The organism is Heyndrickxia oleronia, assembly GCF_017809215.1.
Lineage (GTDB): Bacteria > Bacillota > Bacilli > Bacillales > Bacillaceae_C > Heyndrickxia > Heyndrickxia oleronia.
The window spans coordinates 4,113,549-4,128,159 of the sequence record NZ_CP065424.1 but is presented as its reverse complement, the minus strand read 5'-3'; the positions used below and the strand labels follow the sequence as shown (position 1 = coordinate 4,128,159).

Here is a 14,611-nt window from a genome sequence, read left to right as displayed (position 1 = left end):
TCCTACTCGATCGTTGAGTAGGTTTTTTTATTTAAGAATAATCTAGAAATACATAAAAAAACAGGCTCTATGAAATAGGGCCTGTTTGTACAATTTTAATTAGATTAAGCTTTTTGAACGTTAGCTGCTTGATCTCCACGAGGTCCTTGCTCAACGTCAAATGTTACCTTTTGACCTTCGTCTAAAGATTTGAAACCTTCACTTTGGATAGCTGAGAAGTGTACGAATACGTCGCCTCCATTAGCACGCTCGATAAAACCAAAACCTTTGTCTGAATTAAACCATTTAACTGTACCTTGTTCCATTTATGTTGCCTCCTAGTGTGTAACCACACAATGTGTTACTATCCTTGCCCAAAGTGATCATCAAGACGAAAAGTCGACACTTATACTATCCTTTACACCGAACAAAAATAATTCTTTATTATCATAACAGAAAATGAAAAAGCTTGCAAACTCTTTCGGCCTCGTTGATTTCTTTTAATCATTAAGTTCTTGCACTTAGAAGAAATTTGGGCAGGTTAGCGAAAATTGTGGTTGGAAACTATACTCTTCGAAGCTTGTGGGAATAGAGAAAATGGTTTACCCTTTTTAAGGAGTGAAAATAATGTTTGAAAATACTTGAGATATTACATACAAGGAAGTAGTCGAGTTTGCATTAGACCATTGATTTTTTCATACATAAATAAAAATCATTTATATCAATGGAGTAGCAGGAGCGTATAATCATCCCGGCATTCATTCTATAGTAGCAATTGTCAATTCAGAATTACCAAGATGTATGGTTAATAGCATAGTAAAATGACTAATACTAACTCGATAGGTATACCAACTTAGAAAAATAATGGAGTGATTTTATGAGTAAAGCTAAAGGAAAAGGCGGTACAGGGAGAGGAACAGACAAGAAGGGGTGGAATCGTTGGCAAGCTAGTAAAAACAGAAAAAAGAGTGCAAAACCATATATCAGTAAAGGTACAAAAAAAGTTTTAAAAAATGACCCCACGAGCAATAGCTAAAGTCACTTATCAATATTTAGATAGTGTGGAACAAATACAGTATACAAGCAATCTAAGAGTGGATTATCCAGTTGACAATGGAAAGATACTTTTCCTTTGAACTAAGAAAAAACCTCTCTAAATTCCTCTTAATTAAGAAATTACATGAGAGGTTTGTTTTATATTCTACTTTTCGAAAAATATTTCCGAGTATCTTCACGCATTTGTTTGGGTAAGACACGATCAAGCTCTTCACTTAACCAAGAAAGAGTTTTACTACGTAAATAATCACGCATTTTTTCCTCCGCGGAAAGCATAACTAAATTGATGGTGCAAAAGGAGGGAGCTGAACAGCAGCTTTCTCTATACAAATAACCATTATCTTTAATATTTTTACATTGAAAAATAGGCTTAGGACCTTCAACTGCTTCAACTACATCCCAAAAGGAAATTTCTTCTGGAGACTTAGATAACCTATAACCTCCCTTTACACCTGAAACAGAACTTACAATACCAGCCTTAGATAATTTACCGAAAACTTTTGAAAGAAATGTCTCAGAAAGTCCTTGAAATTCTGCCAAATCTTTAATTCCAACACTTTCATTGGAAGGAACATCAATTAAATAAACCAGGCAATGTAAAGCATATTCAACTCCGACACTATATTGCATAAAATTTACCTACCTTTGTTTGGATTATCAAATTGTATCTTAGGTGCATTTAGGGTTTTAGTCAAATAAAAGATATCCTTTTTGGAAGATTTTATTCATTTGACAAAAATAATTATTGCATATATCATTGACAATATTAATCGGCGATTAACTTGATCTTTAATTATCGTCTTATAAAGAAGCTGAAATGGCTGCTTCAAGATTAGCATCTAAATTAATACAATCTTAAATGAAAAGAAATAAAAGGAGGAATAAAATTGGAACAACGAATTGATTATTACAACGTAGCGCCAGAAGCACTTAAAATAATGATGGAAATGGAGAAGTATACGAAAACTACAGGTGTAGACCGTAAACTACGTGAACTGATAAAAATTCGGGCTTCACAAATAAATGGTTGTGCGTATTGTTTGAATATGCACACGGCAGATGCTAGAAAAATGGGAGAAACGGAACAACGTTTATATTGTATTAGTGCTTGGAGAGAGTGTACATTTTACACAGATGCAGAAAAAGTAGCTCTTGAGTTGACAGAGTACGTGACTTTAATCCCGACAAAACGCGTGCCAGATGAGCTTTATCAACGAGTACGTGAATATTATGACGAGAAGCAATATGTTGACCTAGTTCTTATAATCAATCAAATCAATAATTGGAATAGAATTTCTATTGCAATGGGGAACACAGCAACTGAAAATAATAACTCTCAGTAACACATCTTATGGTGTTCGTTTCGGATACATTTAATAATATTTATAATCAGCAATCAGGCGCTTTTCTTTAGTGATAAGGCGTCTTTTTTGTATGATCCTACACAAAAGATTGTGAAGGTATTCTTATTAAACTATAAGGGGACCTTAGTTGAATAATTATTAAACAACTTTAAGGAGCCTTACTACAATAAAATGTAGAAGGGTTCGTATCTTTTAAAACTTAAATTCAATAATTTTATTATCACTAAACAGAACTAGATCCCTTACCTAAATTTAAAGTGATTGTGAAATTATATACTTAAAAGAAATCCTAACTTATTTAAAATAGAAGATATACTAGTTTAGTGTAATATGTTGATTCTTAAAAGGAGATTCGTTTTAATGAATATATTAATTTTAGGTGGAACTGGACGAGTTGGGGGCCAAATAGTTACTTATGCTCTTGATGACGGACATCATGTAACTGTATTAGTTCGGACTCCAGAAAAGATTCAGTTAAATCATGAAAATTTAACTATCCTTCAAGGAAATGTTTTAAATAAAGACGATATTGTACGCGCATTGCATGGAATTGATGTGGTTATTAGTGCACTCAATACAGATGGGACAACCACTTTATCAAACAGTATGCCGTTTATTATCAAAGCAATGGAACATGAAGATATACTAAGAATTATTACTATAGGAACTGCTGGAATTTTGCAAAGTAGGATTAGCCCATATTTACTACGTTATCAGTCAAGTGAATCTAAGCAAAAATCAACCCGTGCAGCTGAAGAACATCATAAAGTCTACGATATGCTTAAACAATCAAAACTCGAATGGACGATTGTTTGTCCTACATATTTACCTGATGGGGAAAGGTTAGGCAAATATCGAACAGTGTGTCATTTTTTGCCGGAGGATGGTATTAAAATTTCAGTGTCGGATACTGCTGAATTTGCATTTAGTCAAATAAAAAGTAGCGATTATATAAAAATGCGGATTAAGTCCGTATAATTGTGTAAAAAGAAAATGCAAAAAAAATGAGTCATTTTATTCACTCTTGGCAACACTGTTTTCAACCACGATAAACAATGAAAAGAGGAATAAAAATGACTCAAGTACAGTTTAACCTAAATTTGGATGTTTTAAAAGAAGCCATTGTAAATTCCAACCTTGATATGGTTATAAAATCAGCGGTTGTCTTAGTACTAAACGAATTTATGGAAAAAGAAAGGGATGACTATTTAAAGGCTGCACCTTATGAACGAGCTGTTGAACGCCGTGACTATCGCAACGGTTATTATGAACGTGATCTTATGATGAGCATCGGTACCTTAACACTTAAGGTACCACGGACACGCAACGGGGAATTCTCAACTACCGTTTTTGAAAAATATGCCCGTTGTGACCAGGCATTGGTCCTCTCTATGCTGGAAATGGTCATCAATGGTGTTTCAACTAGGAATGTTACCAATATTGTCGAACAGCTTTGCGGCAAGAACATTTCCAAGTCGTTTGTATCATCACTTACACAAAAGCTTGATCCCATTGTGAACGAGTGGGCTAAGAGACCCTTAAATACAACATACTACCCTTTCGTATTCGTTGACGCTATGTATATAAAGGTGCGCGAGCACCAAAGCGTTGTTTCCAAGGCTGTTTATATTGCCACTGCCATTACTGAGAAGAATACACGTGAAATAATTGGCTTGAGTGTTGACCATGCGGAAAGTTATGAGAGTTGGGGGCAGTTCTTCCAACAGCTAAAATCACGGGGCCTTCAATCTCCCAAACTAATCATCTCTGATGCCCATCAAGGTCTCCAAAAAGCGATACAGCGTGAATTTATTGGGACAGCTTGGCAAAGATGTAATGTCCATTTTAAGCGAAATATCTTTGATAAACTTCCCAAAAGAGCTCGGCTGAAATCAAGACAATGATCAAACGCGTATTTGAAGCAGTAACCATTGATGATATCCGTCTGTTTAAAGATGAGCTAATGAGTAGGTTCGGGACAGAGCCAAAGTTTGAAAAAGCACTCTCTATATTAGATGAGGGGTTCGAAGATACCATCAGTATATGATCTTTCCCGAAAGTATCCGATGCCACATCCGTAGTACCAATTCCCTTGAACGGTTGAACCAAGAAGTCCGTAGAAGAGAAAGGGTCATACGTATTTTTCCAAACACCCAATCGGCTTTTCGCTTGATTGGAGCTGTTCTAATGCAATATCAGGATACGGTTTACGCTAAGAGAAAAGCACTTATGGGTGGAAGATAGAACAGATTATTTTCAGCTAAACTTCCATCATGGATGATCACATATCCGGTAAGGGATGTCAAATTGAAAACCATTTGACATCCCTTACCGGATATGAAGTTCAAAATCCATGGAAGTTTCGCAAAAAAAATAAAAGGGTTAAGGTTGAAAGTACTTGCCAGTGATTTTACACAAAAACCAGGACTTGACTAAAATGCGTGTAGGGATTGCCTACTAATAATAATTTCATACACTATCTATTTTAGAAATGCAATTTTAGTTGAATAAATAAAGGAGTTGCTGCTTCATTTCCACGGAAGGGGAAGATTAATTGAAGAAGGGTATACGATTCCACAGCTATTATTAATGGTATAATTCCGTATATAAAAAAGCTGTATTCGCAATGGTTGTTTTTTACACCTTTATTTAATAATAGTCTTTTTATGCTGAAGGGATCTGATTCGGACTCGATTACCTAGATTCGCTCTACATGTCCGAATTTACACAATAATATAGAGCGCAACAAAGTTTACGAAGAGATCCAAAAAACACAAACAAAAATCATATTAACTTACCATAGAGGTTATCAATGAAGTTATATACACTTAAAAGGCAATTTAATGGGTATAAAAAAGGAACACAATTCTATTTGATTGCCGAATCAGAATTTATTGGAGTCAAAGAGTTTGTATTGAGAACGAAAGATTTAAAGTATAGTATATCGGTAAATGAAAGTGAACTTCTTAAGAATTTTTTTTCATAAAGTGAATTTTTTTATGGAATAAATGCGAAGGAAGTAAGAGGAATATCATAGGAGTAAAAATTGTAAAAGAGAGGTACTAACTCACATAGTACAAACATTTTTTGCAATAAGGAACTGTTTTTTACCATAGGGAGCGATTTTCAGTCTTTGTGTTAAAGGAGGAGAATAGTTGGAGAAGTACATGTTAAAAATATAAAAACATTTAACCTACTTTTTGTATGAATTTAACTGTTGAGATTGCATGATACGTTTTTTTATCAAGGAACTATAGAATTGCTTATATATAATAGGTAACCAAAAAGTTACTTAATATTTACAGCAACCAAAAAGTTGCATATACTGAAAATATGAAATGGGATAAAGATACTATATTCAAAGCTCTTAGCGACTCAACTCGCCGACTTATATTAGACGAATTATCCGAACGCAACGAGATGACATTGTATGAACTTACGGCACGTCTTATTATGAATCATAACCTTTCCATTTCGAGACAGGCGATAGCTAAACATCTTTCTACATTGGAAGGTGCAGGACTCGTAAAATCAAAACGAAAGGGAAAATATCGAGTAATTATTTTCAACAACGAACCACTTAAAAATTTGCTGGAAGGATGGATAGAGTAGTTTTATAAATCGGAACAGGAATTCTGACAGATGTGTAGTCGTTTTACTTGAAGCCAGTTAGTTAGCATAGTACCTTGCGTCATAATATCAAAGGAGGAAAAACATCATGAAAATCATTGTTACCAGTTTATTTGTACAAGATCAAGAGAAGGCATTAAAGTTTTATACAGAAAAGTTGGGTTTTGAAAAAAAGCATGACGTTCCCGTCGGAGAATTTAGGTGGATAGCTCTTGTTTCTCCAGAAGATCAATATGGAACCGAGCTTATACTCGAACCGAACAATCATCCTGCTGCCCAGGAGTATCAAAAGAAAATATATGCCGATGGTATCCCGGCAACAATGTTTGGTGTTGAAGATATTCATAAAGAGTACGAACGATTATCGGAAAACGGCGTGAGGTTTACTATGGAGCCGAAAAAAATTGGAGAAGACATAATAGCTGTCTTCGACGATACTAGTGGAAACTTAATTCAGATAATCCAGCAGTAATATGTTTTCCCTGTTCTAAATGTTAGAAATGGATAACATTGGTATTATACGATAAAATGTAACATTCTGAGTATTGTCAGGGGCTAGAGCTGATTAACAAGAGTTAATCAGCTCTTTTTTTGCTCCACAAACGGTGTATGTTAATTTAATAATAGATAGCATGACTCCTTTTTCCAGATTAATTGGATCCTGTAAAAATTAAGTTTGCTTTTTATCTTGACTTGAAATGCATTTCATAAATTAGATTGAAAGTAAGCTTTTTTTAAGAAGGGAGAAGAAAGATGAATAGAAAATTTATCCTTCAGCGAGAGGAATATGTACTATCTACCCTTACAGGATTATTGGAAATCTTTGATGGAATACAAAATATATACTTTGGAGATTTGGTATTAACCAATAAAAGGTTACATGTAATAAGCCCCAAATTATTAAATATCGAAATGTCTTTCTGGTTTGAAGGAGAAACAGGAGATATTGAAGAACATTCTACACTTATCTTAGGAGACCACAGAATTGCGGTAAGATGGGTTTTTAATGGAAATCTCCAAAACTTTATAAAAAGTTTTCAGAATTTGAAAGTAAACTCGTAAGTTTCCTTGGCGATATATGTTGGAGGTAATGTAATGACAAATATTAACGATATTGCTAGATTAGCGGGTGTATCAGTCTCTACTGTTTCTAGAGTTCTTAACAATTATAAGTATGTTGCTAAAGAGAAAAGAGAGTCTGTTCTTAAGGTTATTGAAGAAATGAACTATACACCTAATAAAAATGCCATTGATTTAATTCGAGGAGAAACAAGAACAATAGGAGTTATTTTGCCATATAACAATAATCCAGCATTTGATCAAATATTAAACGGTGTACTAAACAAGGCATTAGAGAATGATTATTCGATCACGGTGCTTCCTTCAAATTATAGTAAAGCAAAAGAAGTAGAGTATTTGCAAAAATTAAAAAGCAAACTGTATGATGGCATCATTATCACTTCAAGAGCAAATGATTGGGAAACGATCATTCCATATAGTGATTATGGTACAATCGTATCTTGTGAATATACGCAGCACAATGAAATTGGATGTTCCTATATGGATCGCTATTCTTCTTATCTAGAGGCATTTCAATTATTAAAAAGTAAAGGACATTATGCGGTAGCTTTCACAACAGCTAGGCTTGAAAGCAATAGCACAAAGCAAATGATTGATGCTTATAATGAAATTTTTGGTGAACTTCGCCCTGAATATCATATCTCAGGGTGTCACTGCTTAGAAGACGGATATAAAGCAGCTGAGCAATTCCTGCATTTAATTGAAAGACCAACAGCAATCTATGCGAATGGTGATGAAGTGGCTGGTGGTATATATTTATATGCGAAGTCTAAACAATTGAAAATCCCTGCTGATTTAGCAATCATTGGTCAAGAAAATCAACCAATTGGTATCGGTATGGGGATTTCTACAGTAGATCACCAGTTAACGAAAATCGGTGAACAAGCTTGTAGCCTAGTGATAAAAAAATCGAAAGAAAAAGTAAAAATACCTTATCGCATTGTAGAAAGAGAATCTGTTTAACAATATAGAAGTGGAAAGACAATTTATAGCACTTAAGGATTAATGAGCATTTCATTGTGTAGAAGTCTATGAGATGTTAGGTGAAAAAAACGGCAAATTCAATGTAAATTGATGTAGTAAGATCAAAAAAAATGTAGCATAATGTGGTGAAAGAAAAATGCATAAGAAATTTATTGTCTTTGACATTGATGGAACATTATTAACGACAGAAATGAAGATTCTCGACAGTACTAAACAAGCTTTGATTTCTCTTAAAGAAAAAGGACATGATATCGGCATCGCTACAGGAAGGGACTATACAACAGCAAAATCGATTGTTGACGAACTTGAAATTGATACATATGTTTTATGTAATGGATCGGTCGGCTATGTCGGTCATGAATTAGCACATGAGGAAATATTCTCAAAAGAATCTATGGTGAAACTAATTGAAATTGCGACGGAAAACAATGATCAGATTGTGTTCCAAACAGTGAACGGATTAAAAAGACATTTCGAAGAACCTGGGGAGTCGTTAATTAAAGATTACGAAGGTTTAGGATGGTCCCTCCCTGATTATGATGGAATGTTTTGGAGTAATAACCCAATTATTCAAGCTATGCTTTTCTGCAAGCCAGAGGATCTTCAGATTTACACTATCAATGAATTCAGATATGTGAGTTGGCACAAATTTGGTGTAGATGTTATACCTAGAGAGGGATCGAAGGCAACTACAGTTTTGAAAATCGCAAAAGAAAATGGATGTAAGCCTGAAGATATTGTCTTTTTCGGAGATGGCATGAATGACATTAAATTAATAGAATTTTCGGGAATTGGGGTGGCAATGGGAAATGCGGAAACTAAAGTTAAAGAGAAAGCCAATTTAATCACTGATAGTTGTGATGAACATGGAATTTACAATGCTCTTAAGAGTTTGTCATTAATATAACAAGAGAAATACATAAAAATTTATATACACATCGAAAAAATTCTCGAGGACTCTTCGACGTATTCACCTCCTTCTTTAAGTACTTTTCTATTTTTATTAGATAACGATTAATTACGTATCAAATCTATTAGATTGATCAGGTAAGGTAGGAATATTAAGCAAAACTGCGAAAATAAGAGCTTGTTATTTCTCTATTGAGGCAGATTTGTAGAACAAGATGAAACCAATTTACTGTTCATTCGTAAATAGATTACGAACGAAAAAATAGAGATTCAATCATGAGAAAGGTACTTACATAGGGATTTGCTTTTATTGTAATTTGTACTTTAGGTACTGGATGCGTTCGTATATTAAGGAGTATGCCTTTTTCTGTTGCTCGACTAAAGAAGGAGGTAATGGGGATTTTACTATTTGCCATTTTTTATATCTTAATTATTCCAATGTGTGTATTATTGCACGAAGTAGGTCACGGTCTTGGTGTCGTTTTATCGTCAGGTGCTCGAGCTTCTATTTATTTAGGTAAATTTAATGAAAAAGAAAATAAGAAGAATTTCCATATTGGAAGACTTGATTTTCATATCCAATGGTCCTATTTTGGCTGTTGTTATTCAGCAGGAGACTTAAAGAAAAATCAAGAGTTGGCGTTTTTTATTGGAGGACCTTTGATGTCGTTAATCCTCTCGCTTATCTCTTTTTGGCTATGGTCCACAACTTCGGATGGTGTTTTTCATTCTCTTTTTCAAGGAATAACTATGTTTAGTATAACCCAATTTTTAATAACAGCAATTCCAATTAAATATCCCAAATGGATGGGTTCCTATAGCGGTTTCTCGTCAGATGGATTGCAACTTTTAAAAATATTGAAAAGTAAATAAAATTTTATTCTGCAAATTGTAATCGGTACTTTAAGGAAGGGGCACCGTTTCTTTTTCAGCTAGCGATGGGGCATTCCTTTAATAAGGGATGCTTTAGTCTTATAAAGGAATGTGCATACTAGAGGAATAAGTCCAAATGGAAAATTGTTAATTTTTAGTTGAATTATTATCTTTTTACACATAATATGAATATATGAACGTATATTCATATTATATCGAGGTGTTTTTAACAATGTATGAAACTATCATTATAGGTGCTGGTCAGGCAGGTATTTCTATTGGATATTATTTAAAAAAAACATCAAAAAAATTTCTTATTCTTGATAAAAGCTCGGAGATTGGAGAGAGCTGGAAGGAGAGATATGACTCCTTAGTATTATTTACACCACGTATGTATAGCTCTTTACCTGGTATGGAAATGGCGGGAGACAAACATGGTTTTCCGAATAAAAATGAAATTGCCTTGTATTTAAAGACGTATGTACAAAAGTATGAGTTACCAATTAAATTAAATACTGAAGTTACAAGTGTTTCTAAGAAAAGTAATTATTATCAAGTTGGAACTAATAAAGAGGAATTTTTGACCAAAAATCTTATTATTGCTACAGGACCTTTTCAGACACCAAACATTCCGACCTTTTCTAAAAAAATATCAGATAAAATCTTCCAAATACACTCTTCTGAGTATAAAAACCCTTCACAGCTTGCAGATGGAAATGTTTTAGTGGTAGGTGGTGGAAATAGTGGTGCTCAGATTGCCGTTGAGTTATCTAAGCAAAGAAAAACCTTTTTATCTCATAGTAAAAATTTCAAGTTCCTACCACTAGTGTTTAATAAAAAAAGCATCTTTTGGTGGTTTGATAGGTTTGGTATTTTAAAAGCAAATCATTCATCTTTAATCGGAAAGATTATGCAAAAGAATGGTGACCCTATATTCGGGTATGAATTAAAACATGAAATAAAGAAGAATAATGTGGTGTTAAAAGAAAGGGCCATAGATGTTCAAGACGATAAAATAATTTTTAATGATTTTTCAGCTTTAACTTTTAATAACATTATTTGGGCTACTGGCTTTAAGTATCAATTACCCTGGCTGAATATACAGGAACTTTTCGACAAGGATGGAAAACTCATACATGATCGAGGGAAAACGTCAATAGATGGTCTTTACTTTATTGGCCTACCTTGGCAATATCGACGTGGTTCCGCCTTACTTCAAGGAGTTGGCTACGATGCAGAATATATTGTAAACAATTTAATGAGTATTAAGAATGCAAAGAATTGAAGTATGTAAAAGGAAACTTGCTCGCTTAGGAAAAATGCTTACTGAAATAAGGAGGAATTAAACTATTATCAGATGTTCAGTGTTCTTTAGAAAAAGTAATAATTACACTTAAATGAATCATGGCGTTGATCTAGATAGATTAACGCTTTTTAATTTTTATTTTTAGATTGATAGTTTATAAATAAAGACACTTAAACGAATGTGGGGAGAACTGACTAACAAGAGTTAAAATCAGCTTTTCTTTTTGTGCTAAAAGAGCACAAAAAAATTTACATGAAGATAATAATATACATCATACTCTTTAATAACTAGAATAAAATGGTAGTAAAAAGATGTTGGAGGGGTTCTATGAAGCTAGTAGGGGATCAAATTTATCTTCGACTTTACAAAATTTCTGACGCCAGCGAGTTGGCTAGCTTACAAACTAGAAATCGTGAATTTTTTCAACGGGTTAGCCCATTACTCCCAGAAGCCTTTTATACAGAGGAATATCAAAAAATACGCCTTCAACAGGCATTAAAAAAGACAGATGAAGGGCAATTATATCCCTTTGGAATCTTTTTAAAAGCCAATGATAAACTTATCGGAGACATTTCATTAACTCAAATTACTAGGGGAGACCTTCAAAGCTGTTATACAGGATTTACCTTAGATAAGGAGTATAATGGAAAAGGCTACACAACGGAAGCTCTTCAACTTGTTGTAGACTTTGCTTTTAGAGAATTAAAGTTACATAGAATTGAAGCAGGAGCAATGCCTGACAATATAGCATCTATTCGTGTATTAGAAAAAGTAGGGTTTAAAAAGGAAGGTATAGCTAAAGAGAATCTAAGGATTAATGGCAAATGGACAGATCATCAAATATTAGCTATCATCAACAGCTTGGATGTGTAAGCCTATAAATGGATGTTGGTACTTATCTAAAGAGTTACTGGGTATCACTCTTTTTTATAGAAGATAGAGTATCAGCTATTTGGAAGTTAAGTCCAAAAGGTTCCTGATGTCGAAATAATGCTACCCCAAAAGTTAGATTTTTGTCCTAACTTTTGGGGTACATTCATTATTAGTTCAAGTATTTACTTTTGGTTTTTGATCCCTTTAATGTAGTATTATTTATGAAATGAACGATTAAAGCGATTAACGGCAGAGCTGTTCCAATAAGTAAAGTTACTTCACTATTAAATTTATAGTAAGTATGCCTTACTACTAAATGTAAGTATTAAATTTCTACAAATAACCTACGCAACAGAAGTGAGAAAAATATCAATGATTAGGCTAAACGGTTTTTTTCGCAGCCTCTATAGCTATAACCTCCCTTGCTGCTTCTATGAAGGATAATATGATCGGAGAAAGCCACTTGTCTTTATGCCATGCCATATGAGTATATACGTGCAAGTCCGGAATATGCCATGGAAGAGTAACAAGTTCCCCCCGTTCAACTTCGGCTTCGGCTGTTATTTCAGGAAGAAAAGCAATACCGATTCCCGCAATGGCACATTGTTTAATGGCTTCGGCATTTTGAAACTCTAAATAAGTAATATTATCAATGCCCTTTTGCTCAAATGACCGGTCAAACATGGTTCGGTAGGTACAACCCTTTTCATTAACTAGGAATACCTCTTCTTGAAAATCATCCTGCTGTAAAACAGCTAGTTTCGCAAGACGATGGTCGGGAGCGACGAAAAAGCGGAAAGTTTCTTCCAGCAACGGTTCCACTGTTAGTCCAGTTGAGAGAATGGGTTCGTCCAGCATAAATACTACATCTGCGGTTCCCTCAAAGAGCGTTTGCTTGAGTTGCTGATTTGGAACAGAGCGGAAGATGAGACGAACTCCAGGATAACGTGAACGAAAACGCTGAAAGACTGCTGGAAGTCGATAGGCGCAAAGAACCTCGTTGGCACTTATCGTTAGGGTGCCGCTTATATTTTCATTGTTATGAATGATACTGCGGGCTTCGTCCAACTTGTCCAGAACACTTTGAATATGAGTTAAAAAGCGCTTACCAGCAGTTGTGAGAACGAGTTGCTTGCCCAAACGGTCAAATAGACGAACACCAAGCTCTTCCTCCAATGCTTTGATTTGCATCGTGACGTTGGAGGGGACGTAGTTTAGCACTTCCGCTGCCCGACTGAAATTTAAAGTGGATGCAACCGTACGGAACGTATTCAATTGACGTAATTCCATCATACTACCCCCATATACTTTCAATATTTTTGAATACTACTTTGAATTTTGTTCACTTTTATTGAGGTTACCACGGCTTTATACTAACAACAAGAAATACATTTTAAATATTTGTATTTCATTTTGAAGGGAGAGACAATACATGGATTATGAGATTTTTGAGTTGGGTGACGTAACCTTGCAATCAGGAGTGACGTTACCGAACGCTTTTCTTGCTTATAAAACTTATGGGAAATTGAATAAAAAGAAAGATAATGTGATCATCTATCCAACTGCTTTTGGAGACCAGCATGTTCAGAATGAATGGTTAATTGGAAAAGGAATGGCACTAGACCCACAGAAATATTTCATTATTGTTCCAAATCTGCTGGGAAACGGATTATCTTCGTCACCTAGTAACACACCTCCTCCGTTCGATCGGGCTAATTTTCCACAGGTAACCATCTATGACAACGTTAAATTACAATATCGGTTGGTGACTGAAAAATTCGGCATTCAAAAGATTGCTCTCGTAGTTGGATGGTCGATGGGAGGCATTCAATCATTCCAATGGGGGGCAAGTTATCCAGACATGGTAGAACGAATAGCACCTTTCTGCGGAGGAGCAAAGACTTGGCCGCAAACGTATGTAGTACTTGATGGAATGAAAGCAGCGCTCATGGCAGCAGTTGGATTTGATTCAAGTAAAATTAATAAATTGACCTCTGCAGAAATGCGCGCCGTAGGTCGTGTTTATGCTGGCTGGGGCTTATCGCAGGCGTTTTACAGAGAGGAACTTTATCGGGAGATGGGGTATGACTCATTGGAAGGTTTTGTGGCTGGTGTCTGGGAGGATAGCTTTATGAATATGGATCCGCACAATGTCCTTGCCATGTTATGGACAGGACAATTTGCAGATATTGGTGCAGACCCTGCCTATAATGGAGATTTCGATGAGGCTCTCAAAAGCATTAAAGCGCTTGCCTGCATCATGCCAGGGAGCACGGATTTATTCTGTACAGCGGACGAGAACAAATACGAGGCTATGCTTATACCGAACGCTGTTTTTAATCCTATTGAGTCAATCTGGGGCCATTTTGCCGGTCGTGGAATCAACAAGGTCGATAATAAATTTATTGATGACAATCTAAAACGCTTATTGGCACTAAGTATAAATGAATAGATTATCATGAATCATTGTTGTGGTGGAAAATGTCAAATATCCCTTGTAGTATAATTCTCGACAGGCTGGCCACTGCTGAAAACAACGAGTATTTACTTATGAAAA

16 protein-coding genes and 2 pseudogenes are annotated in these 14,611 nt (G+C 34.9%); 14 read left to right on the top strand and 4 right to left on the bottom strand.

Translation table 11 applies throughout. The annotated features are described in order from the left end of the window. Positions 1-104: 104 nt before the first annotated feature. Positions 105-305, bottom strand: a complete 201-nt coding sequence (locus I5818_RS20640) for a cold-shock protein (RefSeq protein WP_058006349.1) — start codon at positions 303-305, stop codon at positions 105-107. Positions 306-856: 551 nt separating this feature from the next. On the opposite strand from I5818_RS20640, the gene I5818_RS20635 reads away from it, so the two are divergent. Continuing rightward, positions 857-1,015, top strand: a complete 159-nt coding sequence (locus tag I5818_RS20635) for a DUF3934 domain-containing protein (RefSeq protein ID WP_071977734.1) — start codon at positions 857-859, stop codon at positions 1,013-1,015. 158 nt (positions 1,016-1,173) lie between these two features. Here I5818_RS20635 and I5818_RS20630 read toward each other — a convergent pair whose 3' ends face one another. Beyond that, positions 1,174-1,665 (bottom strand): RrF2 family transcriptional regulator, encoded by a 492-nt coding sequence (locus I5818_RS20630; RefSeq protein WP_071977735.1) that lies wholly within the window; start codon positions 1,663-1,665, stop codon positions 1,174-1,176. A 257-nt stretch (positions 1,666-1,922) separates the two neighbouring features. Between I5818_RS20630 and I5818_RS20625 the strand changes: the two genes are divergently transcribed. From I5818_RS20625 to I5818_RS20570, 12 genes and pseudogenes are all read left to right on the top strand, one after another. After that, entirely contained in the window at positions 1,923-2,378 is a 456-nt protein-coding gene (locus I5818_RS20625; protein ID WP_071977736.1) for a carboxymuconolactone decarboxylase family protein, read from the top strand. 381 nt (positions 2,379-2,759) lie between these two features. Next, the gene (locus tag I5818_RS20620; RefSeq protein WP_209391810.1) at positions 2,760-3,377 is read left to right on the top strand and encodes an NAD(P)-dependent oxidoreductase; all 618 of its coding nucleotides are present in this window, start codon (positions 2,760-2,762) and stop codon (positions 3,375-3,377) included. A 95-nt stretch (positions 3,378-3,472) separates the two neighbouring features. Further along, positions 3,473-4,643, top strand: a pseudogene (locus I5818_RS20615) (IS256 family transposase). 568 nt (positions 4,644-5,211) lie between these two features. After that, a complete protein-coding gene (locus I5818_RS20610; RefSeq protein WP_169846968.1) occupies positions 5,212-5,385 on the top strand; it encodes a hypothetical protein in 174 nt (57 codons plus the stop codon). Positions 5,386-5,732: 347 nt separating this feature from the next. Next, positions 5,733-6,011, top strand: a complete 279-nt coding sequence (locus I5818_RS20605; protein ID WP_078111209.1) for an ArsR/SmtB family transcription factor — start codon at positions 5,733-5,735, stop codon at positions 6,009-6,011. 106 nt (positions 6,012-6,117) lie between these two features. Continuing rightward, a complete protein-coding gene (locus I5818_RS20600) occupies positions 6,118-6,501 on the top strand; it encodes a VOC family protein (protein WP_078111208.1) in 384 nt (127 codons plus the stop codon). A gap of 281 nt (positions 6,502-6,782) precedes the next feature. Next, positions 6,783-7,091, top strand: coding sequence for a hypothetical protein (locus I5818_RS20595; protein WP_071977741.1), 309 nt, complete (start codon positions 6,783-6,785; stop codon positions 7,089-7,091). A 33-nt stretch (positions 7,092-7,124) separates the two neighbouring features. Then, entirely contained in the window at positions 7,125-8,072 is a 948-nt protein-coding gene (locus I5818_RS20590) for a LacI family DNA-binding transcriptional regulator (RefSeq protein ID WP_078111207.1), read from the top strand. A gap of 157 nt (positions 8,073-8,229) precedes the next feature. After that, positions 8,230-9,000, top strand: a complete 771-nt coding sequence (locus I5818_RS20585; RefSeq protein ID WP_078111206.1) for a Cof-type HAD-IIB family hydrolase — start codon at positions 8,230-8,232, stop codon at positions 8,998-9,000. 395 nt (positions 9,001-9,395) lie between these two features. After that, positions 9,396-9,875 (top strand): hypothetical protein, encoded by a 480-nt coding sequence (locus I5818_RS20580; RefSeq protein WP_218958262.1) that lies wholly within the window; start codon positions 9,396-9,398, stop codon positions 9,873-9,875. Positions 9,876-10,107: 232 nt separating this feature from the next. After that, a complete protein-coding gene (locus tag I5818_RS20575; RefSeq protein WP_078110559.1) occupies positions 10,108-11,160 on the top strand; it encodes a flavin-containing monooxygenase in 1,053 nt (350 codons plus the stop codon). A 348-nt stretch (positions 11,161-11,508) separates the two neighbouring features. After that, a complete protein-coding gene (locus I5818_RS20570) occupies positions 11,509-12,054 on the top strand; it encodes a GNAT family N-acetyltransferase (protein WP_058006565.1) in 546 nt (181 codons plus the stop codon). A gap of 169 nt (positions 12,055-12,223) precedes the next feature. On the opposite strand, the pseudogene I5818_RS20565 reads toward I5818_RS20570, so the two are convergent. Together I5818_RS20565 and I5818_RS20560 are read right to left on the bottom strand one after the other, a co-directional pair. After that, positions 12,224-12,358, bottom strand: a pseudogene (locus I5818_RS20565) (MFS transporter); the annotation flags it as partial. Positions 12,359-12,435: 77 nt separating this feature from the next. Beyond that, a complete protein-coding gene (locus I5818_RS20560) occupies positions 12,436-13,344 on the bottom strand; it encodes a LysR family transcriptional regulator (RefSeq protein WP_078110558.1) in 909 nt (302 codons plus the stop codon). Positions 13,345-13,486: 142 nt separating this feature from the next. On the opposite strand from I5818_RS20560, the gene I5818_RS20555 reads away from it, so the two are divergent. After that, positions 13,487-14,506 carry an alpha/beta fold hydrolase gene (locus I5818_RS20555; RefSeq protein ID WP_078110557.1) on the top strand — a complete coding sequence of 340 codons (1,020 nt, stop codon included), beginning with the start codon at positions 13,487-13,489 and terminating at the stop codon, positions 14,504-14,506. The last annotated feature ends 105 nt before the right edge of the window (positions 14,507-14,611 follow it).